The organism is Demequina flava (assembly GCF_000975035.1).
GTDB lineage: Bacteria > Actinomycetota > Actinomycetes > Actinomycetales > Demequinaceae > Demequina > Demequina flava.
This window is the reverse complement of record NZ_BBRA01000001.1, coordinates 543,207-567,938: the sequence shown is the minus strand read 5'-3', so window position 1 is coordinate 567,938 and position 24,732 is coordinate 543,207. Positions and strand designations below refer to the sequence as shown.

Below are 24,732 nucleotides of genomic sequence, written 5' to 3'. Positions count from 1 at the left end.
CCGATGCTGGGGCCCGGTCGACCGCCTCGGTTACGCGAGTTCGGCGAGCGTGGGCGGGTTGGCGCCCGAGCGCGAAACCGTGATTGCGGCGATCGCGATGCAGCGCTCGACAACCCTGCGAAGCGTTGCCGGATCCGCAGCGCGCAAGCCTTCGCGGCGCTCCGCTCCCAAGAGGCCCGCAGCCCACAGACCGTCAATGAGGCCACCCATGAAGGAGTCTCCTGCACCCACAGTGTCTGCGACCTTGACTGCGGGAGCGGCTACGTCGAAGCGGTGATCGGCCGTGAGGACCGTCGCCCCGTCGCCGCCACGGGTGATGACGACCAGCGCGGGTCCCGCTTCAAGCCACGATCCCGCGAGGTCGTCAATGCTCTCGCCGTCGCGAGAGAACCACTCGAGGTCTTCGTCGGACACCTTGACCACGTCCGCCAAGGCCACCATCTGCTCGACGGCGACCCGAGCATCGGCCGGATCCCCCATCAGTGAGGGGCGGGCGTTGGGGTCGTACGTCACTGTGGCCACGTCGCGCAGGTCGCGAACGATGTCGGCGGTGGCGCTCGCGCCTGGCTCCAGGGTCACGGCGATCGAACCGGTGTGCACGACGAGCAACTCGCGCGGAGCCTCGGCATCCCCGCTGACCTTCCATGCCAGATCAAACTCGTAGGTCGCCGCCCCGGTCGCATCGAGGTGCGCGGTCGCGACAGGGGTGCGCTCGGCGGTGGCGCTGCCCGGCAAGAGCGCGGCACCGGAGTCGTGCAGGTGATCGGTGATGAGCCGGCCGTCGTCGTCGTGTCCCAGGTGAGTGAGCAACTGAACGGGGCGTCCAAGGCGGCCGAGCCCTAGCGCCACATTGGCGGGGGAGCCGCCGGGGTGACGGGCTTGGCTGCCGTCCGCGGCGACCACGACGTCCACCACGGCCTCGCCGATGACGAGTGCGCCGCGCGTCACGACTGGGTCTCGCCTTCGTCGTCGTCTTCAGCGGGATCGGCCGGGACGGTGCCGATGATGCCGGCGTCGGAGAGCGCGTCGGCCGCCTCGTCATTGCCGCTAGCGGCGTTGATGCGCTCGTGAGCGCCGTCGAGCAGTTCCTGGCAACGCGCGCCAAGCGCCTCGCCTCGCTCCCACAGGCCCACGGACTCGTCGAGGGTGGCTGCACCGGCCTCAAGCTTTGCGACGATCGCAATCAGTTCATCGCGTGCCTCCTCGTAGGTGAGGTTCTGCACGTCTTCGTTACTGTGTGGCATATGTCTCAACTTACAGCGTCATAGTTGGGGGCCTCATCCCTCTCATGACATGCTGATGCTTCCTGATTCACAACGGAGTGAACATGTTTAGTGAGAACTATTCCCGCCAGACCGCCCTGGCAAGCTTGAAGGACCTCGACGAGAACCTGTCTGACCAGGAACTTGTGCGGTTCGCAAAGGCCGACGAGGCGATGATCCGCGCAGCTGCCGCGGCCCACCCCAACACCCCCCTGACGTTGCTGCTCAAGCTCGTGCGCGACGAGTCCGCGACCGTGCGCGCCGGTGTGGCGCGCAACCCGCGCCCCGATATGCCCGAGGACATCTACCTCGACCTCGCGGCAGACAAGACCCCCGAGGTCGTCTATGCCCTCATCGCCAACGAGCAGGTTCCCGACGCGATCATCGCGAAGCTGGGTCGCAAGTTTGGCAAGGAGTACTCGAGCGCCGCTCGTGAACGGCTGTCCGCCAAGGGCGGCAGGTCCAAGATGCTCGGCAAGTTTGGGATTGCTGGCTAAGGTCCCGCCGCGCTACTGGCGCTCCGCGTACACCTCGGTGACCGTGGCATCGGCGCTACCCGAAGCGAATCGCACGTGCACGCCTGCGCCACTTGAGAGGGCCGATGCTTCCGTCACCACAGCGCCCGAGGCATCCCTGGCAATGGCGTAACCACGGTCAAGGGTGCCCTGGGGGCTGAGGGCTCGCAGGCTCGCGGAGAGTTCGCGAGTAGTCGAGGTCGCGTGCGTGAGCATTGCGATCAGGGACCGCCGAGACGCGTCGCGTGCGTGGCCGAGATGGTCGATGAACGGATCCAGCATGCGTTGGGGCTGCGCGAGCACCGGGCGCGACAGGAACTGCGTGAGCCCGTCGCGCTCGCGGGTGAGGCGGGACGCCATGGCGACCCCGGCATCGGCCGTCAATTCTTGGATGAGTGCCCGCTCGACGTCAGCGTCGGGGACGATGCGCTTGCCCGCGTCCGTTGGGGTAGAGGCGCGATAGTCCGCGACGAGGTCGAGAAGTGGCGAGTCCTTCTCATGTCCGATCGCGCTGACAAGAGGCGTCTCGCACCGTGCCGCAGCGCGCACGAGCGTCTCGTCACTGAACGGCAGCAGGTCCTCGAACGAACCGCCGCCGCGGGCGACCACGATGACATCGACCTGCGGATCGGCGTCGAGTTCCGCGATCGCCGCGGTTGTCTCCGGCACGCAGCGGACGCCCTGCACGGTGACGCGTCGAATTGTGAACTCGACCGCGGGCCAGCGGCGCTGGGCGTTCTCGATGACGTCGTGCTCCGCGTCGCCCTGATTCGCGCACACCAGCCCCACCCGGCGTGGCACGAGCGGCAGGTCGCGCTTGAGGGAGGGATCGAAGAGGCCTTCACGGGCGAGATCTTCCTTCAGCATCTCGATGCGGGCGAGCAGATCGCCCAATCCGACCGAGCGGACCGTTTCGCCGGCCATTTGCAGGTCGCCATTCTTGACCCACCACGATGGCTTGGCATGCACGACCACGCGGGCGCCATCGACGAATGGCACGCTCAACTGATCGACCTCTGCGGCTGGCAGGGTGACCTTGAGCGACATCTGCTCGTCGGTGTCGCGCAGGGTCAGAAACACCATGTGCTTCCAGCGTTTGGCGTTGAGGACCTGCCCCTCCACCCACACTGGCGGCATGCGCGCGATGTAGTCGCGGATCTTGGGGCTGAGGTGCCTGACCGGCCACGGGCGCTCCGCCGAGGTCTCGCCCGCCGTGCCTGGAAGGCTCACGGAAGGTGCGGGGGCATCGGGCGATTCGGTCACGGGACCCAGCGTGCCAGAGAGCACTGACCGGGTGGTGGTGCGTTCGCGCGTGGCACGTAGGATGGAACGCATGCCTGACACCTCCTCCAAGCGAGTCCTCCTTGCCGCGCCTCGCGGCTACTGCGCTGGCGTTGACCGCGCAGTGATCGCCGTCGAGAAGGCGCTCGAGCTCCACGGCGCCCCGATCTACGTGCGAAAGGAGATCGTCCACAACAAGTACGTGGTGGAAACCCTCTCCGAGCGTGGCGCCATCTTTGTGAACGAGACCGACGAAGTACCCGAGGGTGCTCGCGTCGTGTTCTCCGCTCACGGAGTGTCGCCTGCGGTCCGCGAAAGCGCGGACCAGCGCAACCTGCTCACGATCGACGCCACGTGCCCGCTCGTGACCAAGGTCCACAAGGAAGCAGTGCGCTTCGCGAAGGCGGAGCAGACGATTCTCCTCATCGGCCACGACGGTCACGAAGAGGTCGAAGGGACCGCCGGCGAGGCGCCCGAGCACACCATCGTCGTGAACAGCCCCGAAGAAGCCGACTCCGTCGAGGTTGCTGACCCGGACAACGTCGTGTGGCTGTCGCAGACCACGCTGTCGGTCGACGAGACCATGGAGACAGTGCGTCGCCTGCGCGAGCGCTTCCCGAACCTCCAGGACCCGCCCAGCGACGACATTTGCTACGCCACGCAGAACCGCCAGGTCGCCGTGAAGAAGTTGGCCCCTGAGTGCGAGCTCGTCATCATCGTGGGCTCGGCGAACTCGTCGAACTCCGTGCGCCTCGTTGAGGTTGCGCTGCAGGCTGGCGCTGACTCGTCGTACCGCATTGACCGCGCAGCCGAACTGGACGAGTCCTGGCTTGAGGGCGTGACGACCGTGGGCGTGAGCTCCGGTGCGTCTGTGCCCGAGATCCTGGTGCGCGACCTGCTCGAGCGCCTCGATGGGCTCGGCTACTCGACGGTCCAGGAAGTGCAGACCGCCACGGAGGACCTGATGTTCTCGCTGCCGCGCGAGATCCGCGCCGACCTCAAGGCCGCAGACCAGGCAATGAAGGCCTAGCGGGCGCACTGCGCCCCACTTCCCCTGGCCGTACATACTCGGCGGGCTTTGGGCGTTTGCGGCGCCCTGGCCGTCACTTCTCGGTGGTGCGCCGATGGGCCGGTTCGTCACCGTTTGCTGCCAGACGCGGTTCCAGTGATTGTGGCGCCGCGGCCTGCCGCGCTCCAGTAGGCACTCTCGGTCATTTTCCGCGCTCGACGTGACCCCAGACGCCTACTGGGGCGGTAGCGACGACGGCCTTGACCGGAATGCCCGGCTGCGCCGGACTCTGATGGCCAGGGGCAAGTCGATCAATCTTTCCCACCGAGCATGTACGGCCAGGGCGCCGTCAGCTAGCGAATCCCGCCGAGTATCGCCGGCCAGGGGAACACGGGTGCCCAGGGGAGTGCGGGAGGCCTGGTGGATGTGGGCGCCTAGGGCAGCAGTGACGCCAGGGGAGAGGAGTCAGTCGCGCAGTTCTGGGGCGGCGAGTGCTCGCACGTCGGTCGTGACCTGCTCCGGTGCTTCCAACTCGCCCTCGATCTGCTGCATGTCCCCGAACTTGCGGGCGGTCACCAGTACGCGTGACTCGAGAGACGCCACCGTGTTGTTGTAGGCCTTGCCGGCTGCCTCGATTGCGCGCCCGACCTTCGCTAGGTGCTCGCCCATTGTCGACAGTCGGTCGTGGAGCAAGCGCCCTGCTTGGAGTACTTCCTGCGCGTTCTTGGCGAGGGCGTCTTCCTTCCACGCGTGTGCGACGGTGCGCAGCATCGCGACGAGTGTGGTGGGACTGGCGATGAACACTCGCTTGCCGTAGGCGTACTCCTGCAGCTGCGGATCCTGCTCGAGGGCCGCCTGGTAGAAGGCCTCCGACGGCACGAACATCACGACGAACTCGGGCGCCGAGTCGAACTGTTCCCAGTACTTCTTTGCGGCGAGGTCGTCGACATGCTTCTTGACGTGGCGTGCGTGCGCGGCGAGTCGTGATGAGCGGACGGCTTCGTCGTCAGTCTCGAACGCCTCGAGCAATGCCGCAAGCGCCACCTTGGAGTCCACCACGATGGTGCGTCCACCTGCCAAGCGGACCGTCATGTCCGGGCGCAGGAGTTCTCCGTCCGCATTGCGCACCGAGTCCTGTTCGGTGAAGTCCACGTGCTGCACCATCCCGGCCAATTCCACGACCCGGCGTAGTTGCACCTCGCCCCAGTTTCCTCGGACATCTGAGCGGCGCAACGTGTTCACGAACTCGCTCGTGCGCTGATCAAGTTTGGCCGAGGCCTCGAGCATTTGCTTGACCTGCTCCGTCATCTGCGCCTGCGAACTGGCGCGCGCCTTGTCGGCGTCGGAGGTCTGGCGTTGCACTTGCTCGAGCGCCTTGGACAACGGCTCAACGAGCTGCTTCACTGCCGCCTCGCGCTTGGCCATCTCGGCCTCACCGGCTTCACGTTCCCGCGTGAGTCGCTCCTTTGCTACCTCGAGCAACGACTCTTGGGAGGCCCTTAGCGTCTTCGCGGACAGCGCCTCGAACTCGCGCCGCATCGTCTCGTGGTCCCCACGCACCTGCTGCACATACTTCTCGTGCTCAACGACCAACCGTTGCTCACGACGCTCAGCCGCGCCGGCATCGGCCGCTGCTTGTTGCGTCAGCGATTCAATGCGCTGATGCGCCGCCGCAAGCTCCGCCTCCCTACGTGTGAGCGCTTCGCGCGTGGACGCAGCTGCGTGCGCCTGAGCCTCGAGGTCCGTGGCCCGTGACGAAGCGACGGCGGCTTCGGTTCGCAGGGCCGATGCGCGGCGTGCGGCGAGCGCGTAGCCCACCCCAAGGCCGGCGAGGAGCGACACGATGACAAGGAGGATCTCGACCATGACGTCAGCCTTCCACGGACGTCTGACATGGCTTGGCTCAAGGTCACGATTGAGTGTGGCGTAGGTCACATTGAGTGCACGATATGCAGAGTTTTGTCACATTTCAGGCACAATCACCCGTTCTGGGGCCCCTCGAAACGAATCTGACACAAACCGTTACTTAACCTGTTCGGCACGAGTGGGGAAACTCCCCGCTTCCCCTTCGCGCCAGAGATGTCGTCCCCAACCCGTGAGTCATCGTTGGCGCGTGATGCGAGAGGAACAAGTATGAAGATCGGCACGATGGGAAAGGGAGTAGCACTGTTCGCTGCTTCCACCCTCGCCCTGGCGGCGTGCACCTCGGATGCTGGAGACAGCGACGACGCGATGTCCGAGTCGCCGTCGACCGAGGCCACGACCGAGGCTGCAACTGGCTCGAACGATGACACCATTTTCATTTCCGTTGGTGAGGACCAGTGGGACGGTTACAACGACCTGACCCCTGACACCTACTCGACGTACAACTCGGTCATCAACGAGCGTGTTCGCCAGACCTTCGTCTACTTTGACGAGAACTCCGGCATTCAGGTCAACGAGGAGTTCGGCAACGTCGAGCTCATCTCGGAAGACCCCATGGTCGTCGAGTACACCATCGCGGACGACGCTGTGTGGTCCGACGGTGAGCCCATCAAGTACGAAGACGTGCTGCTGACCTGGGCCGCTCAGTCGCTCATGGTCGACGACGCAGCCATGTTCAACCACGTCAGTGGTGTGGACTACGGCGACCGCGTTCCCGAGGGTCCGCAGGGCGAGCCCGGCGGCAAGACCTTCACCGTCGAGTACACCAACCCGTACCCCGACTACATGCTGACGACCGTCGTGGACTTCCCCGCGCACATCGCAGCTGAGCAGGGTGGCATTTCGCTCGAAGAGATGGTTACCGCCATCCAGGCCGGCGACACCGACACCCTCGCACCCGTTGCAGAGTTCTGGAACACCGGATGGCTGTCGCCCACCGCAGGCGAGCTGCCCGACCCGGCACTCGCACTGTCCTCGGGTCCCTACACCTACGGTTCGTGGGAAGCCGGTCAGTCGCTGACCCTCGTCCCGAACGAGAACTACTGGGGCACCCCGCCGGCAACCGGCAACCTGACCTTCCGCTTCGCCGCTGCTGACACGCACGTGCAGGCGCTGCAGAACGGTGACCTCAACGTCATCGAGCCCCAGGCCACGGTCGACACCCTCGACCAGCTTGAGGCCATTGGTGAGTCGGTCACCGTTGGCACCTACGACACTCTCGTGTGGGAGCACCTCGACTTCAACTTCGCCGAGGGTGCTGCTTTCGCTGACAGCCTTGAGCTCCGCGAGGCCTTCGCCATGTGCGTGCCCCGTCAGCTCATCGTTGACAACCTGATCTCCCCGATCGCACCTGAGGCTGAGGTCATGAACGCTCGTGAGCGTCTGCCCTTCCAGGAAGGCTACGAGGAGCTCGTTTCCGCTGCCTACGACGGCCGCTACGACGAGGTCGACATTGACGGCGCTGCCGCCAAGATCGCTGAGTCCGGTGCCGAAACCCCCGTTCAGGTTCGCCTGGGCTACAACACCCCGAACCCCCGTCGTACCGACGTGGCCGCACTGATCAAGGACTCGTGCGACCAGGCCGGCTTCGAGATCGTGGACAACGGTTCTTCCGAGTTCTTCTCGGCAGACCTGGGCGCAGGTGACTTCGACGTCGCCATGTTCGCTTGGTCCGGCTCCGGCCAGATCACCTCGGGCCAGAACATCTACGGAACCGAGCGTCCGCAGAACTACGGCATGTACTCCAACGAGACCGTCGACGCTGGATGGGACGAGCTGACCGCCACGCTCGACCCCGAGGCTCAGATGGAGCAGCTCGTCGTCATCGAGGGTGAACTGTGGGATTCGCTGTTCGGCATCCCGCTGTTCGCACACCCCGGTGTCGCTGCTTGGGACTCGACGATCCAGAACGTGATCCCGAACCCATCGCAGTCGGGCATCGTGTGGAACGCTGAGGAGTGGGTCCGCTAGGCTTACCCACCTAGCACAGCACTCGCCGGTGGGGTGGGGCTTCACGGCCCCACCCCACCGGTCACATGTGAGGTGCCCGCGGACCAGCGTCGCTCCAGTAGCGAAGTGGCGAGCGGGCGTCTCACTGTCCAAGAGGAAGTCTCTTTATGACTCGCTACATCCTCAGGCGACTGGCGATCTCCTTCGGGGTCTTGTTCGTCGGTTCTTTCCTGTTGTACATAATGGTGATTAACTCGGGCGACCCGCTCGAAGATCTCCGCCAGTCCACCGCGAACAATCGCGATGTTCTCATCGACGGACGTATCGAAACCATGGGCCTCGATCTGCCCTGGTACGAGCGTTACTGGGGCTGGCTCACCGGCGTTGCCGGTTGTTTCTACGGAGCCTGCGACCTGGGCACCGACCGCTCCGGCACTGACGTCTTGTCAATGCTTCAGCAGTCCGCAAGCGCAACGTTGCGCTTGGTGACTATCGCTACCTTCGCCGCCATCATCATCGGCATCATCGTCGGTATTCTCACCGCGATCCGTCAGTACTCCGGCTTTGACTACGTCGTGACGTTCCTGACGTTCCTATTCTTCTCGCTACCCGTGTTCTGGGCCGCGGTGCTCCTTAAGGAGTACGGCGCGATCCGTTACAACGACTGGATAGCGGATCCACAAATATCTGTCATACAAGCGGTGATAGCCGGAGTGGTGCTGGGATTCATCCTGCAAGGCATCATGGGCGGCCATATCAAGCGCCGCCTTTTCACTGGCGGAGCGACCGCAGTGTTCGTGATCGTCGCGCTGCTGTACTTCACCTACGTCGGTTGGTGGCGTAGCCCGGCGCTCGGTCCGGTCATCGTGATCCTGGTTTCCGCCGCGTTCGCCGTTGGACTCACTGCGCTGATCACTGGCTTGGGCAACAAGCGTGTCTTGTACTCGACGCTGACGACCGTTGGTGTCGGAGCGATCCTTTACTTCGCATTGCAGCCGATTCTCGCGGAACCAAACTGGTGGCTGCTTCTTGGTCTATTGGTTTCTGCCGTGGTGGTGGGCCTCATCGTGGGCTACTTCTGGGGCGGCTACTCCAGGGGCCAAGCCATGGCCATGTCCGCGGTGACCGCGGTGTTCATGGCGGCCATGACGTTCACCGACCACTTGGTGTATGCGTGGGGCGGATTCCTCGAACTCAAGCCGCGACCGATCTCGACGATTGGCGCATCGACGCCTAACTTCCAAGGCGACTTCTGGGAGACCACCCTCGACTGGGGCACCCAGCTCCTGCTGCCGTCGATCCTGCTCACGCTGATATCCGTCGCGACGTACTCGCGCTACACGCGCTCGTCGATGCTGGAGACGATGAACCAGGACTACGTGCGCACTGCCCGTTCCAAGGGTCTGTCCGAGCGCACGGTGATCACCAAGCACGCGTTCCGCAACGCGTTGATCCCGATCACGACCATCATCGCGCTGGACTTCGCGGCGCTCATTGGTGGCGCGGTGATTACGGAGACCGTCTTTGGATGGAAGGGTATGGGAGCGATGTTCAAGGAGGGCCTTGAGCATGTCGACCCCAACCCGGTCATGGCGTTCTTCTTGGTGACGGGTACTGCCGCGGTCATCATGAACCTCGTTGCTGACCTTGCCTATGCATCCCTTGACCCGCGGATTAGGAGGTAGTGCCGTGATGGACCGCTACTTCTCGATTCGTATGAACGGAGCTACTCATGAGTGAGGAAAATCGCGACACCGCGATGCAGGGCGCTCCGGAGCCGCTGCCTCACGCGGGCGGTGACATCGACGACCCCAAGTTCGCCGACAAGTCCTACAGTCAGGGCCAACTGGTGCGCCGGCGGTTCTTCCGCCACAAGGGTGCGATCGCTGGCTTGGCCGTGCTCGTGTTCATCACGCTTCTTGCCTTCACCTCGATCGGGATTGGCCCCATCCCCGGTTGGTGGGATCAGGACTTCACCAAGACGGGAACAGTCGTCAACGGCGGTAAGCCCACGATGGGTTTCTTCCACTTTGGCGAGCACCCGTTTGGGCAGGACACCACCGGTCGCGACTACTTCGCGCTGGTGATGCGTGGCACGCAGATTTCGCTTGTCATCGCGTTCGTCGTGGGCATCCTGTCCACGATCATCGGTACCATTATTGGCGCCGTCGCGGGTTACTTCCGCGGGTGGGCAGAGTCACTGCTGATGCGCATCACCGACCTGTTCATCATCATCCCGCTGCTGGTTTTCGCCGCAGTCCTGGGAAGCATCGCGAGTGGCGCAGGAATCTGGGCGCTGGCGGTAGTGCTGGCGGCAGTGACGTGGACCGGCCTTGCGCGCCTGGTGCGCGGAGAGGTGCTGTCGCTGCGCGAACGCGAGTTCGTTGCTGCCGCACAGGCCATCGGCACGGGAAACTGGCGGATCATCTTCCGTCACATCTTGCCCAACACCATTGGTGTCATCATCGTGGCGACGACCTTTGCAATCGCTTCGGCGATTCTGCTGGAGACGTCGCTGTCCTTCCTGGGCTTCGGTGTGCAGCCGCCAGACATCTCGCTGGGATCGCTCATCAGCGACTACCAGACGGCGTTCACATCGCGACCGTGGCTGTTCTGGTTCCCCGGTGTGTTCATTCTCGCGATCGCGCTCAGCGTGAACTTCATTGGCGATGGTCTGCGCGATGCGTTTGACCCCCGCCAGGGCAAGGACGGTTGATCATGACGACGACTGACAACACCACCAACGCGCCACTCGAGGGCGACTCGGTCCTGTCGTTCACCGATCTCGATGTGAAGTTCAACACCGAGTTTGGACGGGTCCACGCAGTCAAGGGCATCTCGCTCGACGTGAAGCCGGGCGAGGTCCTGGCGCTCGTGGGTGAATCCGGTTCCGGCAAGTCCGTGACCTCGACCTCCGCGCTTGGGCTTCTGCCCCGCAACGCCACCATCAACGGCAAGATCAACGTTGCGGGCAAGAGCGTGGACACCATGTCGAGCAAGGGCCTGCGCAAGATGCGTGGTGACGATGTCGCCATGGTCTTCCAGGAGCCCATGACGGCCCTGAACCCGGTCCTCACGGTCCGGACTCAGATGGTCGAGGCATTGGAACTTCACGGCAAGGCCTACGGCAAGGAAGCCGACGAGAAGGCGATCGAGCTTCTCCGAATGGTCGGCATCCCCGACCCTGAGCGTCGTCTGTTCCAGTACCCGCACGAGTTCTCCGGCGGTCAGCGCCAGCGCATCGTGATCGCCATGGCGCTGTCGTGTGACCCGACGGTGATCATCGCCGACGAGCCCACGACGGCCCTCGACGTGACGGTGCAGGCCGAGATCCTCGACCTGCTGCGCTCGCTCAAGGAAGAACTCAACACCGGCATCCTGCTGATCACGCACTCGATGGGTGTCGTGGCAGACATGGCCGACCGCGTCGCCGTGATGTACAAGGGCGACCTGGTCGAGCAGGGCACCGTGCATGAGGTTCTTATGGAGCCCAAGCACGAGTACACCAAGCGACTGCTCGACTCGGTTCCGCGCTTGGGAACGCGCGGCGAGACCCCTCCAGTCGAGTCCGACGGACCCAAGGCACTCGAGGTCACCGATCTGGTGGTGGAGTTCCACCGCCAGGGCAAGACCCCGTTCCGCGCGGTCGATCACGTCTCGCTAAGCGTGTCGCGGGGAGAGATCGTGGGTCTGGTCGGCGAGTCCGGTTCGGGCAAGTCGACGATCGCCCGGACCGCGCTGGGGCTTATCCCTGCCGCGTCAGGTGAGGTCGCGATTCTCGGTGAGGACATCACCAAGATGAAGCGCAAGCCTCTCAAGGCTCTGCGCAAGCGCGTCGGTGTGGTCTTCCAGGATCCGGCCAGCTCCCTCAACCCGCGCCTTCCCGTGGGCGACTGCATCGCTGAGCCCATGGAAGTTCACAACGTGGGCAACAAGGCATCGCGTCGGGAGAAGGTCCTCGAATTGCTGGACGCGGTCGAACTTCCGCGCGCGATGGCCAACCGGTACCCCCACGAACTCTCGGGTGGTCAGCGTCAGCGCGTGTCGATTGCGCGTGCGCTCAGCCTTGACCCTGAGCTCCTGGTTGCGGATGAGCCGACCTCGGCGCTGGACGTGTCCGTCCAGGCCGCAGTGCTGAAGATGTTCACCGCGCTTCAGGAGCAGTACGACTTCGGTTGCCTCTTTGTCTCGCACGACCTCGCGGTGGTCGACATGCTCGCCGACCGCGTCGTGGTTCTCAAGGACGGCGAAGTTGTCGAGCAGGGTGACCGCGAGCGGGTGCTCCGCAACCCTCAGGAGGAGTACACGAAGCGTCTTCTGATGGCTGCTCCTGTGCCAGACCCGGATGAGCAGCGCGAGCGTCGCGAGGAGCGTCACCGCTTCCTCGAAGAGGTGGGCGAGCGCGAGCACGGCTTGCGTATCGACGACAAGTAGTCACAACAACTACGCACGGCGGGCCGATGCGCGACTTAGGTTGCGCTCGGCCCGTCGTCGTCTGTGCGGGTGCCTTCGGCATCGGGCCGATGCTCGGGTCGCCGTGGCGGCTCGGGCATCACTGCCTCGGTGGGCAGGGGAGGAATGTACAACTCGGCTCCGTCAGCGTCCCGAATGGGCGCGCCCGCGACAGGCGCGGGGGCGGGCAAGACCTTCTCGCGCGCGAGGTAGTCGATCGTCTCCTCGGCGCCCGGATTGAAGATCTCTTCAAGACCGCTCATAGCCCGACTGTACGCCGTGCGCCGCGTGAGTGTGCGGCAACGGGTGACCCCAGCATCGGCCCTCTGCACGCAAGGCGTCCCCGTACGAACTAGACTTGTCGCCCGTGGCTCTAACTATCGGAATCGTCGGACTGCCCAACGTCGGCAAGTCCACCCTGTTCAATGCTCTGACCCGCGCTGAGGTGCTCGCCGCGAACTACCCGTTCGCGACGATCGAGCCCAACGTCGGCGTCGTGCCGCTGCCTGACGCACGCCTGGGCAAGCTTGCCGAGGTGTTCTCCTCGGAGAAGGAGATCCCCGCGACGGTGTCGTTCGTCGACATCGCGGGCATCGTGAAGGGCGCATCCGAGGGAGAGGGCCTGGGCAACGCGTTCCTCGCGAACATCCGCGAAGCTGACGCGATTTGCCAGGTGACACGTGCGTTTGACGACTCAGACGTGACCCGCGTCGACGGCTCCACCGACGAGGCCGGCGACCTCGAAACCATCGCCACCGAACTGATCCTCGCGGACCTGCAGACCATCGAGAAGGTCCTTCCGCGCCTGGAGAAGGAAGTCAAGATCAAGAAGGGCTCGGCGGATCAGCTGGCCGCAGTGTCGCAGGCCAAGGAAGTCCTCGAGGCCGGGCAGACCCTGTTCGCCGGAGCGGCCGCAGCTGGCATCGACACCGCAGAACTCCGTGAGTTCAACCTGCTCACCATCAAGCCCTTCATCTACGTGTTCAACACCGACGATGCGGGCCTGATGGACGAAGACAAGAAGGCGCGCCTCGAAGCGCTCGTGGCGCCCGCGAAGGCGATCTTCCTCGACGCCAAGTTCGAGTCCGAGCTCATCGAACTCGACGACGCCGAAGCCCGCGAAATGCTCGAGTCCACCGGCCAGACCGAGTCCGGCCTTGACCAGCTCGCGCACATCGGATTCGACACGCTGGGCCTGCAGACCTACCTCACCGCCGGCCCTAAGGAAGCGCGCGCGTGGACCATCCGCAAGGGTTGGACCGCGCCGCAGGCCGCCGGAGTCATCCACACCGACTTCGAGAAGGGCTTCATTAAGGCTGAAGTCGTGTCCTTCGACGACCTCATGGAGCACGGCACCATGAACGACGCCAAGGCGGCCGGCAAGGTGCGTATGGAGGGCAAGGACTACACGATGGTCGATGGTGACGTCGTGGAGTTCCGTTTCGCCGTATAACCTCTGGCGTATGTGACAGGTTGCGAACAGACCTACTGCTGCGACCCTTTGACACTGCCCAGCGGCCAAGCTGATCAAGCGAACGGTTAGAGTGAGCGTGGGGGAGGAGCCTCGACATGAGTCTGAAAGATGAACTGGATGCGTACGTCCAGAAGACTGTCGACGAGCAGTGGGAGCGTCGCGCAGGCCAGAAAGTGCCCGACGCCGATGACCTTCCGCTGAAGAACCTTGCTGTCGAGCTCGACGCAACCGTCCTCTACGCGGATCTTGCGTCGTCGACGAAGATGGTCAAGGGTCACAAGGACTGGTTCGCTGCGGTGGTCTACAAGAACTACCTCTACTGTGCAGCGAAGATCATTCGAGCGCGGGGCGGCATCATCACGGCCTACGACGGGGACCGTGTCATGGGTGTGTTCATCGGGGACTCGAAGAACACCGACGCCGCGAAGTGTGGGCTGCAGATCAACTGGGCATCGAAGAAAATCGTGGCAGCGAAGATCGCCGAGAAGTACCCGAAGAGCACGTTCGTGCTCAAGCAACGGGTTGGCATCGATACCTCGAAGCTTTTCGTCGCCCGAACAGGCATCCGAGGCAGCAATGACTTGGTGTGGGTTGGGAACGCGGCAAACAATGCGGCGAAGTTGGCTGCGCTCGATCCTCGTTACCCGACCTACATCACCGCCGACGTCTACAGCAGGCTGAATGAGACCTCGAAGCTCGGGGGTAATCCGAAGCGGAACATGTGGACTGACCTGGGGACCTCCGACATGGGCTATCAGATCTACGGGTCGACGTTCTGGTGGTCGGGCTGACGCCGGATGTCAACTGAGGGAGCTGAGCCACTCGTCCATCGGCGGGATGATGGGATTTCCCTGGTACACGGTTCCGATGCCGGACGTCCACTGCGGTCGGAGTAGGCCTTGATTGTTCTCGTTCAGGTTCGAGTAGAAGACGTCTCCGACGACGATCGGGCTCGATCCCCAAGCGCGCCCCGCCAGGTGCGCCAGATGGGCTGCCCTGTTGACGACGTCGCCCATGTACACGACGTCGTTGATCGTGCTGCCGCTGTACCCCGCCTTGATCATGAGGACCCGCCCGTACTCGACGCCTATGCCGATGCTGAGCTGGGTGATCCCTGCCTTCTCGTAGTGGTGGTTGAGGAGCTTCAGGAGGGTATTGGCCTGCGCTGCGGTAGCGAACACATCGTCGATGTGGTTGACCTGCGTCGTCTTGTAGGAGGCCCACACGCAGTCGCCGACGATATTCACCTCGCGCACATAGGAGTCGGAATTTAGGACTGCGACCATTTCCGAGATGAATGACCGGTAGATCTTCGCAAGGACGGGCCTTTTGTGCTTCGACGTCAGGCCGGACGAGTCTCGGATGTCAATGAAGATCGCCGAGCACATGCCGTAGAAGCCGTTGGAGAACGTGAGCTTGTCCCGGTCAGGGAGCCCGTCTACCTCCTCGTACGCTCCCGCCGGCTGATCCAGGATCGCTTTGATCCGGGCCGAGCTGGCCGTCCAGTCATATGGTCTGTAGTTGCCGTCCATGTGCGTCCTAGCTGTTCGTGATGCCGACAACGAGGGCAAGGACTGCGATCGCGGCTCCTGCAGCGAGAGCGCACCGGATGGCCCACTTTGCGGCGGTTGCTTTGACCGTGGCAATCCGAGCATTGACATGTATCTGGTCAGCGAGATCTTTCGTCAGCTGAACAGGATCAGAGGTCAGCGTATGGAGCACCTCACTGTACTCCTGTCGCTTGCCCCTGAAATTTCGATCGATGCTGGCGAAGAAAAGCCTGTTGATCGTGTCCCGATCTGCATCCTTGTCCTTCACTCTCGGTGTCAGCGTCCATCCGCACATAGCGCCGGTGATGAGAAGCAAGAAGCAGGCCATGACAACGAGAGTGTCGAACAGCGCAGTCCGAGGAGCAAAGTCCTTTGCGAGGTTGAACGTCGTCGTTGCCATCACGCCAGTGAAGGCCAGCGTTACGCCGGCCTTCGCATCCGAGTGGCGAATCCACTCGTTCATCAATGCGAGTGTCTTCCATGCGTGATCCGGGTTCGGTTCGGGCGAGCTGACGGGCGTGGTCGCGTCGTGCGGACGGCCTCCGGTGGACCGTCGTCCACCGCGCCAGGACGGCATTCGAAACATAGCTCTAGGGTACTAAAGTCGACATAGATGCTTCAGGGACGTCCGTTACGCGCGTGTCTCAAGCGGGGCCCATCAGCTGGCAGTTATGGGGTTGAGCTTGAAGCGGTTTGCGCTCCTGCCCCCGCAGCTGCAGGGCGACCGCGGCGGACGCGCCACCTGTCGATCCAGAGGTTGCTATGTGCCGGAACTCGGTGGAGTTCCGGTTTAACGTCTAGCGCGATTCCGGCACGAAGAACGTCGCTAAACGGGGCAAGCGTCATCCGCTCTTGCGGTCGCGCTCAGCTCTGCAGCGGGTTGTCGTGGCTCTCTTCATGATAATCCAGTCGCGCCGCCAACGCCGTGGGGAGTCGCCACTCTCGAATTAGCTCTTCATACATACGGCCAAGATTGTCCGCCCGGCGGAAGGTGTCGAACAGGTGGTGCATGTATCTCTTGGCTTCGTCTGCTGACAGTAATCCTTCCGGTGGAAAATCATTCGCGAGAGACTGAAGGGCGCGCTGTACATCCTCCAGCGGCGACCAGTAGCCCGGCCCAGCTGGCGTCCAGATCGCCAGCCTAAGAGAGGCTCTGAGGAAGATGCGAGCCATCACCCTGAGTTCTGGAGAAAGCGTCACCATCTGCGGTTGGTGCTCGTCCCGCACGATCGCGGGTAGGGCTTCTGTGGTCCTGATCAATTCGTGATATTGGTATCCAAATGTGTTGAAGGCTGCATAGAGTTTGCTGCGCCTGGCGAGCAGCCACAGGTAGGCAAAGCTAGGGTCCTCCGCGTCCAGAACATTCCATGAGGGGATCATCACCGTCACTGATCCCTGGTCCTCATAGTTGGGCTTGTAGGGCAAGAGCGACTTGGTTACGTAATCGTTCAAGCACACATAAAAGATGGTCTCCGTCGAAAGGTCCACGAGGCACAACACCACTGGTAGTGCCGCACCCATGGCCTCGACGGTAAGGAGGGTTGTGGTGTCGAGAGAGAACTTCACGACCTCGATCTCGACTTCGTCTCCATAGCCCGGGTCGGGCTCATACTTCGCGACGTTCATGCGACTGCGAACAGCAACGAGCTCCGTCTCGACGCGCGCCACTGCCTTTACCTGGACAAAGAAGTGCTCGCCGAGGGTGTTCGCGCTCTCTGCCTCGAGCGCGTCCGGCTCGAACACCTCGACATGAAGGTCGAGCCCGTAGTCGGGCTGAAGCTCGCGCACCACCCAGTAGTCGGGTAGTTTGCTGCGGACCAACCTCACGCCGCGCTCGCCGGCGATGTGGTTCTTGTGAAGCTGCTTGGTCCGCGGGGCCGTCATCCCGAAATCATCTCATTCGTCAGCGGAACTGCGAGAGCTGACACGAACTTCGTTGCGGGCGTTGCTTCCAAACCTAGGTGTGCGAGAGCGGCCATAGGTTACTCCGCTACGGATCGTGATGGTATTTAGATCTGCGCTCTAACTTCTGCTAGCGGTGGCCATCGCTAGTCTTCAGTGCGCACTAGTGCGACCGCTCGACGCTGAAATTCTGCAGGACAGGCCTTAGGCAAGGTTGGGCTCCTTGCATTCGCGCAAGCCCAACGCGCTGCTACCGCAAACCCGACCGTTGGGCAGGTTACGGAGTCGCCTCAGCCCTCAGCGGTCCCGCATGCCCGTCAAGAGATCCGACTGGTGTCGGTGTGTCTAGATACGGTTGAGCGAATCCCGTAGTGACTAGTGGCTTGGGCAAACATGCTGAATAACCGTGAACTTGCGTCCGTGATCTTGATCGCGTTGCTGGTCGTGCTCGCCATGGTGCTCCCTAAAGGGCGCGAGGTCGTGCTGCCTTCTCTCAGATCTGTTGCGCGCGCTCTCTTCAAATGGGCGGTGCTCCGCGTCTTTGGGCTCTTCATCGTGTGGGTCGCACTGTGGGTCTGGCTCGCATGGCTCATCGGCATTTGGCAGATGGAACTACTGAAGGACACCGTCGTCATCTTCGTCGGTGTTGGCTTCCCGCTCCTCTTCAAGTCCATAGGAGCGAAGTCCGGCGTTGAGATCCTCAACCATGTCCGTCGCGAGACCGTCACGCTGTCCGCGCTGTTCCTGTTCTACCTGAACCTGGAATCGCTGCCCCTGTGGGGCGAGCTGATCGCGCAACCGGTCATCTTTCTCCTCGCGGCGATGACGGCCTTTGCTCAGCATGACGAGAAGGGCCAGCGAGTACTCGGGTGTTTCTCGATCCCGCTCGTGCTGATCGGACTGGGCCTGCTCGCATGGACCACCGCCCAGACCGTCAACAAGTGGGACGAGCTCGACTGGCCAGACCTACTGGCCCCGTTGGCGCTCTCAGTGTGGCTCCCGTTCGCGATGTTCCCTTACCTCTACGGAGTGGCGTTCTACGCCGCCACTGAAGTGATCTTGAGGAGGCTCCTGTGGACAAACGAAGGGATGCCACTGCGTGCACGCTTGGGAGTTTCCGCGGGGCTGCACGGATCTGTGAACTGGGCGAAGGAACTGACTGGCCGCTACCACCACGTAGCGCGCGCAACGACATTCAGGGGAGCGCTGTCGGAGATGCGCGACTTCCGACACGACGTGACCCGACGCGAGCGACTCGAAGCTGATCGGCTTGCCGACCTGGAGATCTTCTCAGGCCAGGTCGGGGTTGACGATACAGGGGCTCAACTCGACCGTAGAGAGTTCGACGGCTCCAAACGCGCTCTACAGTTCATCCATACTGCCCAGGCTCTCCGGTACGAACGGCGGGGAGAGATTTTCTGGGATGACCTCACCGATATGGTGATCAGCCCCGTGTCGAAATGGGGCTTACCAGATCAGCACGGCATCGTCGTTCAGAGGACGAACAACAAGAAGAAGTGGCGGGCGTGGCGTCGCTTGCCATCAGGCTGGGTGCTCGGGGTCGGAGCAACCGGCCGCTTTGGAGAGTATCGGTATGCCGGTGACGAACCGCCCACGACGTGGCCAGGAGCGTCCGACGAGTGGACCGACTCTGCCCTCGCGTTGGGTCCCGTCGATTGGGATCGGGACGACGGTCCCAGGTTCTGACGATGGCCTTGCCCCGGCGTTACTGTCACGCATGAGCGGATTATCGTCATATCGGGTGAGACGGCTTTGCCGCGTTCTCAACCTGAGGTTATTCGACTACTTAACGTGGTGGAGTTCCGGTTTAACGTCTGAGAAGGACCCCTTGACTCTTCCCTTAACAGGAAGATATATTCCTGTTTTGTGAAGACTTCTGCGTCGCAGTTGACACCGTTCGTGCGTTCAGACGCGGTCGGGGCGATCCTTGCAGAGGTGCTGGGGCACCCCGATCGTGAGTTCACGCTATCTGAGCTCGGACGGCGCACGGGCGCGAGTGGGCCGGTCGTCCATCGCGAGTCGGGCCGTTTGGTTGAGAACGGTGTGCTTCGCGATCGCCGCGAGGGACGCAATAGACTCGTGCGGGCGAACAAGGACCACCCGCTTTTTGCGCTCATGCGCGATCTCATCGCGGCCACGTACGGTCCAGTTCCTTTACTGCGCGAACTCTTCGATGAGGTCGACGGCGCGGGCCAGGTGTTGATCTACGGTTCGTGGGCCGCGCGTCGCGCGAGCGAGAGTGGGGCGTTTCCGAACGATATTGATGTGCTCGTCATCGGAACTGTGCCGCGTCGTGCCCTGTCGACGATCGCGAGCGAAGCAGGCGATCGACTCGACGTGCCGGTGAATGTGACCCGACTCGATCGTGACGAATGGGAGACCGACGAGCCGTCGCCCTTCGTCTCGACGGTCAAATCGCGCCCGATCGTCGACGTGCTGACCGGCGACGTGCATGTCTGATGTGATCGAGCAGATGTTGGCGAACCGTCGACTGGAACGCGTCGAGCCGAATCTTGATCACGCGCTTGCCGTCGTGCAGACGGCGGAGCGACACGTGATTACGGCGCGAGGGCTCTCGGAGACCGGCGGCCAGGGGATGGCGTTCACCGCTGCGTATGACGGTGCGCGGAAAGCAGTCGCAGTGGTTCTTGCAACTGAGGGGCTACGCGTGCGCCCGGTGGGTGGCGCGCACCGAAACACAGCGGTCGCCGCGGCCGTGTTTGCCGATGACTCATCGCTCGAGAACTTCGATTGGATGCGGCAGGTGCGCAATGCGACGGAGTATCCATATCTCGATCGTCCGACTGCGACGGCCCAAGATGTCGCAGTCGGACGATCGACGCTGCGGCCGCAATTACTGTTGCGTGCGCGGTGTAGGTGCGGCGCGGTGCGTGACGACAGCACGCGTCGATTCATGCGGGAGCTTGGAGAGGTCCGGCCTCCTGTCTCGCGTACTTGGGCAAGCGAGGCTCCCCGTGGGCTATGCCGGCCACTGGAGCGAGCACTGACTCTCGTAGTCTCGTGGCTCCCGGTCGATAGGGTCCGTGAACTGCAGACGTCGCGCGACCAACTGCAAAGGCGAACTGAAGTCATTTGGTGGGACGTCTCGGACGCTCGGGTAGAACGAGTCACCCAGGATCGGTATGCCCAGCCCCGCCATGTGGACACGGAGCTGGTGCGTCTTCCCGGTGACGGGGGACAGGCGGTAGCGCGCCACGTCGCCGCGCACTTCGACAATCTCGATGTGGGTCTCGGCGTTGGGTTCGCCCGGGACCACGAGCGCCTGCAAACTCTCTCGCGTCTTTTCGATGCGGTTGACGACGCGGCGTGGAAACTCAAGGGCGGGGTCAAACGCAGCCAGTGCCTCGTACGTCTTGGTGGCCCGGCGCTCCTGAAAAACTCCGGCGTACGCTCCGCGGTACTCGCGTCGCGTGGTCAGGAGCAACACTCCGGCGGTGAGTCGGTCCAGGCGGTGCGCCGGCGCCAGCTCCGGCAAGTCCAGCAACAGTCTCGCTTTGACGAGAGCGGTCTCCTGGACGTGCGCGCCGCGTGGCGTCGTCGCCATGAAATGGGGCTTGTCGACCACGACGTAGCGGTCGTTGTGTTCGAGAATCCCCAGTGGGAACGGGACGGGGACCTCGGGCCGTAGCGGCCGGTAAAACCACACGAACGTGTGCGGGCGGTAGGGCTCATCGCCGGTCCACGCCAGCCCGGCCTGGTCCACGAAGTCGCCAGATTCCAGCATGCGGGGCACGTCCGCGCGGGCGGGCAGGCGGACCATGAGGAAATCGCGCATTGTCGCCCACGGCGATTCTTCATCCGGGCCGATGCCGGGGGTGCGTATCCACGCGGCGTCGACTCCGTCGCGTTGAGGCAGAGGTGAGCGCGGTGGCATCAGGTGAGTTCAGTAGCGCGGAGGGTGGGCACGACGAGAATCGTACGCGCGATGTGTGCGCTTCAGCGTTGGGCAGTTGGCTCTCGCCTTCAACCGTGCGAGCCTGGCGTGATGGACATGAGCTACTTCTGGACCGGCTGGACCCCCATTTGGCACACGCTGTTGGTCGGCATTGTCGGCTACCTCACGTTGGTCATCCTGTTGCGCGGCACGGGTCCGCGCACCATGGCCAAGATGACGCCGCTGGACTTCGTGATTGCGGTCACGTTGGGCTCCGCGTTTGGGCGTGTCGTCACGGCGGAGACCGTGAGCCTCGCCCAAGCGGTTGTCGCGCTCGTGCTTCTCGTCGTCATCCAGTGGGTGCTCGCGGCTCTGCGTGCCCGGTCCCCTCGCATGCGCCACCTTCTCGACTCGCCCCCGGTACTGCTGTATTACGGCGGTGACATGCAACATCGGTCGCTGCGCCGGCACCGGCTCACCGAGGCAGACGTCCAGACCGCCGCCCGCCAATCTGGGCACGGCTCATTGGCAGGCATTGACGCAGTGGTGCTGCACCAAGACGGTTCGCTGGGCGTGATCGCGGACGGTGCGATGGGGGACGGGTCGAGCCTGATGCCCTTCGTGGAGGGGCAGCGCCGTGGTTCCGAGGGTCCGGCCTAGCCGCGCCAGAACGCGATCAGCGCTACGGCAGAGACTCCGCGAGCCCGACCAGGATCCCCTCAGGCCCACGGATGTAGCACAGGCGGTAAGCGTCTTCGTAGCGGACGACGTCGTTGCTGACTAGCTCAGCGCCGTGCGCCTGTGCCTGCGAAAGCACGGCGTCGATGTCGTCGACGTTGAACATCACGCGGAGGTACCCCAGCGCGTTGACGGGGGCGTGGCGGTGATCCTCAGCGATGGCTGGCTCGATGAATCGCGAGAGTTCGACCCGTCCATGGCCGTCGGGGGTGCGGAGCATCGCGATCTCGACGCGTTGTCCAGGCAGGCCCGTGACGCGTCCGGACCATTCGCCGTCGATCTCCGCGCGCCCCTCAAGTTCTAAGCCGAGGACCTCAAAGAACTCGATCGCGCGCGTAAGGTCCTCGACCACGATGCCGACGTTGTCCATCCGGATAGTCATGTCTCCACGGTAGGCGCGGTGCCCCGGTCGCGCAGTGGCAGCGTCAAGCCAACGCAGTCACCGCGGCACGTCGACCGTTACGGTGTCGCCGCCGTACCCGAACTCCTGGTCGCGCCCCTCGACAACGATTTCCGAGACGCCATCAGGGATCTCGAATGGGGAGCTCGTCCGTGTGAAGGGTTGCTCGTTCGCGTGGTCGTGGCCCAACGTGTGCTCGGACAGGACATCACCGTCCGCCGTCATCACCCGCCACCCGTCGGCGTAGCGCTCGGGGGTGTCGTACGGCGAGGAGAGGGTGACCGCGATCGTGAACCCGTCGCCGCTGGCGCTGAGTTCAGCGTCCACGACGTCCGGGTACTGCTGCTGCGCATCTGCCGCACTCTCCGACGGGGCGGTGCTCGTGGCAGGGGTCGTCGTTGCGACGGCGCTCGTGGCGTCGTCGCCAGCCTCAGTCGAACACGACGCCAGGGCCATCGCGACGGCGACTACGGGCACAGCGAGTTTGACGGTCCACATGTCAATAGACGCTATCAACCTCATGAGCGTGGGGGAGCGCCGTACGATGAGCATCACTTGCCTAGAAAGGAAGCGCGTGCCGATCGTTCCCGTGTACAGCATCGCCAAGACCTACACCGCTGCCGCCGCGCTCCTCACCTGGCCCGTCGGCACGCGCATGGGTGACCTGCTCCCGGAAGCGGACCCGAATAGCAGTCCGTTGTCGCTCGAGTCCGTGCTGAGTCATCGCTCGGGGCTGAACGACTACTTCCCCTGGGACGACTACCGCGCGGACGTCGCGGCCCGCCGTGACCCCTGGCCCGCCTCCCAGGTCCTCGCGCGCGCGACAGTCGGTGAGTCCGGCCAGTTCGCGTACTCCAACATCGGGTATCTCTTGGTGCGCCTCGCGCTCGAGCGCGCGCACGGCGAAAGCTTCTTCGATGTTCTCAATGCGATGGTTCTCACCCCGCTCTCCGTCGATGCACAGCGCTTTGAGACGCGTGAGGATTGGGGCCGATGCTCAGGGGTAGAGATCGACGAATCTCTCCGCGCGTACCACCCGGGCTGGGTATACCCGGGCACGTTTATTGCCGATCCGGCCGATGCTGCGGCTGGAATCGCGCGCATCATGCGTGGGGATTTGGGTCCGAGTCTGGCTGAGGCGATGAAGCAGGTCCACCTCGTGGGCGCGCCGGACACGCACCCCATGCAACCCGGCGCGGGCTACGGATTGGGGCTCATGACGAGCGGCGACCCAGTGAGCGTGGTTGGGCACGGCGGTCAGGGCCCGGGCTTGAGTGTCTTCGCCGCAGCTAGCGCGGACGGGAAGCGGTCCGACGGCGATTTTGCGGCGGGGGAGGGTGAGGACCTTGACCTCATTGCGCGGTGCGTCGAGGCCGTGCTCCCCGCCGGTCACGCGGACTGAGTTGACCCGCGACCATCGCGGTGAGCGCAATGGCGAAGCCAATGATTTGAATGAGGGTGAGGGTCTCCCCGGCAATCGTGACACCCAAGAGGGCCGCCACGAGGGGAGCCAGGAGTCCTAGTAGTGCGGTCGCGGTGACAGGCAGTCGGCCGATGCCGGCGAACCACAGGCTGTACGTCACCAGCGCTCCCATCACACCGAGCCACAAGTAGCCGATTACGGCGGGGGCATCGATGGTGGGAATGCCGTCGACGGCCAGCGCCGGCACGAGCAGAACGAGACCCGCGGCGGTGAGTTGCCACCCGGCGAGCGCGACGGGGGACGCTCCCTCGGGGAGTCCCCATTTCTTGGTGAGGATGACGCCCAGCCCCATCGACACCGCGCCTCCCAAGCCAGCCGCGATCCCGACTGCGTCAAGGCGCGCGGTGGGACCGAGCACCACGAGCGCCACTCCGAATGCTCCGGCCGCGCCCCACGACAGTCGCCAGATCGACAGCTTCTCGTGCAGGACACCCACCGCGAGGAGCGCGATGAGCATGGGCTGGATGGCGCCCAACGTGGCCGCGACGCCGCCCGGCAGGTGCTGAGCGGAGATGAACAACAGCGGGAAGAACGCCGCCATGTTGAGCGTGCCGAGGACTAGTGACTTCCACCACCAGTCGCCTCGTGGGAGAGTGCGCGCAATTGCGATTGCGATGAGCCCGGCGGGGAGCGTGCGCATGAGGGCCGCGAAGAGCGGGTGGCCCTCGGGTAGGAACTGGGTCGTGACGATGTAGGTCGTGCCCCAGGTGGCTGGCGCGATCGCGGTGAGCAGCGTCCAGCCGGCGCGGCTGCTGGCGCCGGTGCCGGAAGACGGCTGCGCAGGATCGGGCGCTGGAACCGGTTGTGGGGCTGGGGCCAATGTCGTCATGCGTTCATCGTGGCCAGGGCATCCACCATGAGTCCAACACATTGTCGA

The 24,732-nt window shown here is 63.7% G+C and carries 24 protein-coding genes; 12 read left to right on the top strand and 12 right to left on the bottom strand.

What is annotated here, in order from left to right:
- Positions 1–30: 30 nt before the first annotated feature.
- Both AOP74_RS02700 and AOP74_RS02695 read right to left on the bottom strand, forming a co-directional pair.
- Complete coding sequence (locus AOP74_RS02700; RefSeq protein WP_061960795.1) at positions 31–948, bottom strand: carbohydrate kinase family protein; 918 nt, start codon at positions 946–948, stop codon at positions 31–33.
- Complete coding sequence (locus AOP74_RS02695) at positions 945–1,244, bottom strand: exodeoxyribonuclease VII small subunit (RefSeq protein ID WP_082095959.1); 300 nt, start codon at positions 1,242–1,244, stop codon at positions 945–947. The genes AOP74_RS02700 and AOP74_RS02695 overlap by 4 nt, the downstream gene beginning before the upstream one ends.
- A gap of 83 nt (positions 1,245–1,327) precedes the next feature.
- Between AOP74_RS02695 and AOP74_RS02690 the strand changes: the two genes are divergently transcribed.
- Entirely contained in the window at positions 1,328–1,759 is a 432-nt protein-coding gene (locus tag AOP74_RS02690) for a hypothetical protein (RefSeq protein WP_061960794.1), read from the top strand.
- 12 nt (positions 1,760–1,771) lie between these two features.
- Here AOP74_RS02690 and xseA read toward each other — a convergent pair whose 3' ends face one another.
- Entirely contained in the window at positions 1,772–3,112 is a 1,341-nt protein-coding gene (xseA, locus tag AOP74_RS02685; protein WP_082095958.1) for an exodeoxyribonuclease VII large subunit, read from the bottom strand.
- On the opposite strand from xseA, the gene AOP74_RS02680 reads away from it, so the two are divergent.
- Complete coding sequence (locus tag AOP74_RS02680) at positions 3,102–4,088, top strand: 4-hydroxy-3-methylbut-2-enyl diphosphate reductase (protein WP_061960793.1); 987 nt, start codon at positions 3,102–3,104, stop codon at positions 4,086–4,088. The genes xseA and AOP74_RS02680 overlap by 11 nt on opposite strands.
- Before the next feature lie 444 nt (positions 4,089–4,532).
- Here AOP74_RS02680 and AOP74_RS02675 read toward each other — a convergent pair whose 3' ends face one another.
- Positions 4,533–6,002 (bottom strand): DNA recombination protein RmuC, encoded by a 1,470-nt coding sequence (locus AOP74_RS02675; RefSeq protein ID WP_152649132.1) that lies wholly within the window; start codon positions 6,000–6,002, stop codon positions 4,533–4,535.
- A 198-nt stretch (positions 6,003–6,200) separates the two neighbouring features.
- On the opposite strand from AOP74_RS02675, the gene AOP74_RS02670 reads away from it, so the two are divergent.
- From AOP74_RS02670 to AOP74_RS02655, 4 genes are all read left to right on the top strand, one after another.
- On the top strand, positions 6,201–7,961 hold the full coding sequence (locus tag AOP74_RS02670) for an ABC transporter substrate-binding protein (protein WP_061960791.1): 1,761 nt from the start codon (positions 6,201–6,203) through the stop codon (positions 7,959–7,961).
- A gap of 146 nt (positions 7,962–8,107) precedes the next feature.
- Positions 8,108–9,625, top strand: a complete 1,518-nt coding sequence (locus tag AOP74_RS02665) for an ABC transporter permease (protein WP_061960790.1) — start codon at positions 8,108–8,110, stop codon at positions 9,623–9,625.
- Between the two features lie 74 nt (positions 9,626–9,699).
- A complete protein-coding gene (locus AOP74_RS02660) occupies positions 9,700–10,656 on the top strand; it encodes an ABC transporter permease (protein ID WP_061961875.1) in 957 nt (318 codons plus the stop codon).
- 2 nt (positions 10,657–10,658) lie between these two features.
- On the top strand, positions 10,659–12,374 hold the full coding sequence (locus tag AOP74_RS02655; RefSeq protein WP_061960789.1) for an ABC transporter ATP-binding protein: 1,716 nt from the start codon (positions 10,659–10,661) through the stop codon (positions 12,372–12,374).
- 35 nt (positions 12,375–12,409) lie between these two features.
- Here AOP74_RS02655 and AOP74_RS02650 read toward each other — a convergent pair whose 3' ends face one another.
- Positions 12,410–12,655, bottom strand: a complete 246-nt coding sequence (locus AOP74_RS02650; protein WP_061960788.1) for a hypothetical protein — start codon at positions 12,653–12,655, stop codon at positions 12,410–12,412.
- Positions 12,656–12,759: 104 nt separating this feature from the next.
- On the opposite strand from AOP74_RS02650, the gene ychF reads away from it, so the two are divergent.
- Both ychF and AOP74_RS02640 read left to right on the top strand, forming a co-directional pair.
- A complete protein-coding gene (gene ychF / locus AOP74_RS02645; RefSeq protein WP_061960787.1) occupies positions 12,760–13,845 on the top strand; it encodes a redox-regulated ATPase YchF in 1,086 nt (361 codons plus the stop codon).
- Between the two features lie 116 nt (positions 13,846–13,961).
- Positions 13,962–14,657, top strand: coding sequence for an adenylate/guanylate cyclase domain-containing protein (locus tag AOP74_RS02640; RefSeq protein ID WP_061960786.1), 696 nt, complete (start codon positions 13,962–13,964; stop codon positions 14,655–14,657).
- Positions 14,658–14,666: 9 nt separating this feature from the next.
- Here the strand turns inward: AOP74_RS02640 and AOP74_RS02635 are convergent, their stop codons facing one another.
- The 3 genes from AOP74_RS02635 to AOP74_RS02625 form a co-directional block, all read right to left on the bottom strand.
- Complete coding sequence (locus tag AOP74_RS02635; RefSeq protein WP_061960785.1) at positions 14,667–15,398, bottom strand: adenylate/guanylate cyclase domain-containing protein; 732 nt, start codon at positions 15,396–15,398, stop codon at positions 14,667–14,669.
- A gap of 7 nt (positions 15,399–15,405) precedes the next feature.
- Complete coding sequence (locus AOP74_RS02630; RefSeq protein ID WP_500778255.1) at positions 15,406–15,993, bottom strand: Pycsar system effector family protein; 588 nt, start codon at positions 15,991–15,993, stop codon at positions 15,406–15,408.
- Between the two features lie 287 nt (positions 15,994–16,280).
- On the bottom strand, positions 16,281–17,300 hold the full coding sequence (locus AOP74_RS02625) for a DUF4365 domain-containing protein (RefSeq protein WP_061960783.1): 1,020 nt from the start codon (positions 17,298–17,300) through the stop codon (positions 16,281–16,283).
- Positions 17,301–17,696: 396 nt separating this feature from the next.
- On the opposite strand from AOP74_RS02625, the gene AOP74_RS02620 reads away from it, so the two are divergent.
- Both AOP74_RS02620 and AOP74_RS12330 read left to right on the top strand, forming a co-directional pair.
- Positions 17,697–19,025, top strand: coding sequence for a hypothetical protein (locus AOP74_RS02620; RefSeq protein ID WP_152649131.1), 1,329 nt, complete (start codon positions 17,697–17,699; stop codon positions 19,023–19,025).
- Between the two features lie 213 nt (positions 19,026–19,238).
- The gene (locus tag AOP74_RS12330) at positions 19,239–19,799 is read left to right on the top strand and encodes a winged helix-turn-helix domain-containing protein (RefSeq protein WP_236683703.1); all 561 of its coding nucleotides are present in this window, start codon (positions 19,239–19,241) and stop codon (positions 19,797–19,799) included.
- A 520-nt stretch (positions 19,800–20,319) separates the two neighbouring features.
- Here the strand turns inward: AOP74_RS12330 and AOP74_RS02610 are convergent.
- Positions 20,320–21,234, bottom strand: a complete 915-nt coding sequence (locus AOP74_RS02610; protein WP_061960780.1) for a pseudouridine synthase — start codon at positions 21,232–21,234, stop codon at positions 20,320–20,322.
- 111 nt (positions 21,235–21,345) lie between these two features.
- Here AOP74_RS02610 and AOP74_RS02605 point away from each other — a divergent pair, with 111 nt between their 5' ends.
- Positions 21,346–21,894 (top strand): DUF421 domain-containing protein, encoded by a 549-nt coding sequence (locus tag AOP74_RS02605; protein WP_061960779.1) that lies wholly within the window; start codon positions 21,346–21,348, stop codon positions 21,892–21,894.
- Between the two features lie 22 nt (positions 21,895–21,916).
- Here the strand turns inward: AOP74_RS02605 and AOP74_RS02600 are convergent, their stop codons facing one another.
- Both AOP74_RS02600 and AOP74_RS02595 read right to left on the bottom strand, forming a co-directional pair.
- Complete coding sequence (locus AOP74_RS02600) at positions 21,917–22,354, bottom strand: VOC family protein (protein ID WP_061960778.1); 438 nt, start codon at positions 22,352–22,354, stop codon at positions 21,917–21,919.
- A gap of 57 nt (positions 22,355–22,411) precedes the next feature.
- On the bottom strand, positions 22,412–22,870 hold the full coding sequence (locus AOP74_RS02595; protein ID WP_061960777.1) for a hypothetical protein: 459 nt from the start codon (positions 22,868–22,870) through the stop codon (positions 22,412–22,414).
- Positions 22,871–22,946: 76 nt separating this feature from the next.
- Between AOP74_RS02595 and AOP74_RS02590 the strand changes: the two genes are divergently transcribed.
- Positions 22,947–23,774 carry a serine hydrolase domain-containing protein gene (locus AOP74_RS02590; RefSeq protein ID WP_061960776.1) on the top strand — a complete coding sequence of 276 codons (828 nt, stop codon included), beginning with the start codon at positions 22,947–22,949 and terminating at the stop codon, positions 23,772–23,774.
- Here the strand turns inward: AOP74_RS02590 and AOP74_RS02585 are convergent.
- A complete protein-coding gene (locus tag AOP74_RS02585; RefSeq protein WP_061960775.1) occupies positions 23,725–24,684 on the bottom strand; it encodes an EamA family transporter in 960 nt (319 codons plus the stop codon). The two genes, AOP74_RS02590 and AOP74_RS02585, sit on opposite strands and share 50 nt — an antisense overlap.
- Positions 24,685–24,732 lie beyond the last annotated feature (48 nt).

Bases quoted from the DNA above. Each gene is read 5' to 3' on its own strand.
- AOP74_RS02695 (WP_082095959.1), bottom strand. From the start codon at position 1,244: ATGCCACACAGTAACGAAGACGTGCAGAACCTCACCTACGAGGAGGCA.
- AOP74_RS02690 (WP_061960794.1), top strand. From the start codon at position 1,328: ATGTTTAGTGAGAACTATTCCCGCCAGACCGCCCTGGCAAGCTTGAAG.
- AOP74_RS02680 (WP_061960793.1), top strand. From the start codon at position 3,102: ATGGAACGCATGCCTGACACCTCCTCCAAGCGAGTCCTCCTTGCCGCG.
- xseA (WP_082095958.1), bottom strand. From the start codon at position 3,112: ATGCGTTCCATCCTACGTGCCACGCGCGAACGCACCACCACCCGGTCA.
- AOP74_RS02670 (WP_061960791.1), top strand. From the start codon at position 6,201: ATGAAGATCGGCACGATGGGAAAGGGAGTAGCACTGTTCGCTGCTTCC.
- AOP74_RS02665 (WP_061960790.1), top strand. From the start codon at position 8,108: ATGACTCGCTACATCCTCAGGCGACTGGCGATCTCCTTCGGGGTCTTG.
- AOP74_RS02660 (WP_061961875.1), top strand. From the start codon at position 9,700: ATGCAGGGCGCTCCGGAGCCGCTGCCTCACGCGGGCGGTGACATCGAC.
- AOP74_RS02655 (WP_061960789.1), top strand. From the start codon at position 10,659: ATGACGACGACTGACAACACCACCAACGCGCCACTCGAGGGCGACTCG.
- AOP74_RS02650 (WP_061960788.1), bottom strand. From the start codon at position 12,655: ATGAGCGGTCTTGAAGAGATCTTCAATCCGGGCGCCGAGGAGACGATC.
- AOP74_RS02640 (WP_061960786.1), top strand. From the start codon at position 13,962: ATGAGTCTGAAAGATGAACTGGATGCGTACGTCCAGAAGACTGTCGAC.
- AOP74_RS02635 (WP_061960785.1), bottom strand. From the start codon at position 15,398: ATGGACGGCAACTACAGACCATATGACTGGACGGCCAGCTCGGCCCGG.
- AOP74_RS02630 (WP_500778255.1), bottom strand. From the start codon at position 15,993: ATGCCGTCCTGGCGCGGTGGACGACGGTCCACCGGAGGCCGTCCGCAC.
- AOP74_RS02625 (WP_061960783.1), bottom strand. From the start codon at position 17,300: ATGACGGCCCCGCGGACCAAGCAGCTTCACAAGAACCACATCGCCGGC.
- AOP74_RS02610 (WP_061960780.1), bottom strand. From the start codon at position 21,234: ATGCCACCGCGCTCACCTCTGCCTCAACGCGACGGAGTCGACGCCGCG.
- AOP74_RS02605 (WP_061960779.1), top strand. From the start codon at position 21,346: ATGGACATGAGCTACTTCTGGACCGGCTGGACCCCCATTTGGCACACG.
- AOP74_RS02600 (WP_061960778.1), bottom strand. From the start codon at position 22,354: ATGACTATCCGGATGGACAACGTCGGCATCGTGGTCGAGGACCTTACG.
- AOP74_RS02595 (WP_061960777.1), bottom strand. From the start codon at position 22,870: ATGTGGACCGTCAAACTCGCTGTGCCCGTAGTCGCCGTCGCGATGGCC.
- AOP74_RS02585 (WP_061960775.1), bottom strand. From the start codon at position 24,684: ATGACGACATTGGCCCCAGCCCCACAACCGGTTCCAGCGCCCGATCCT.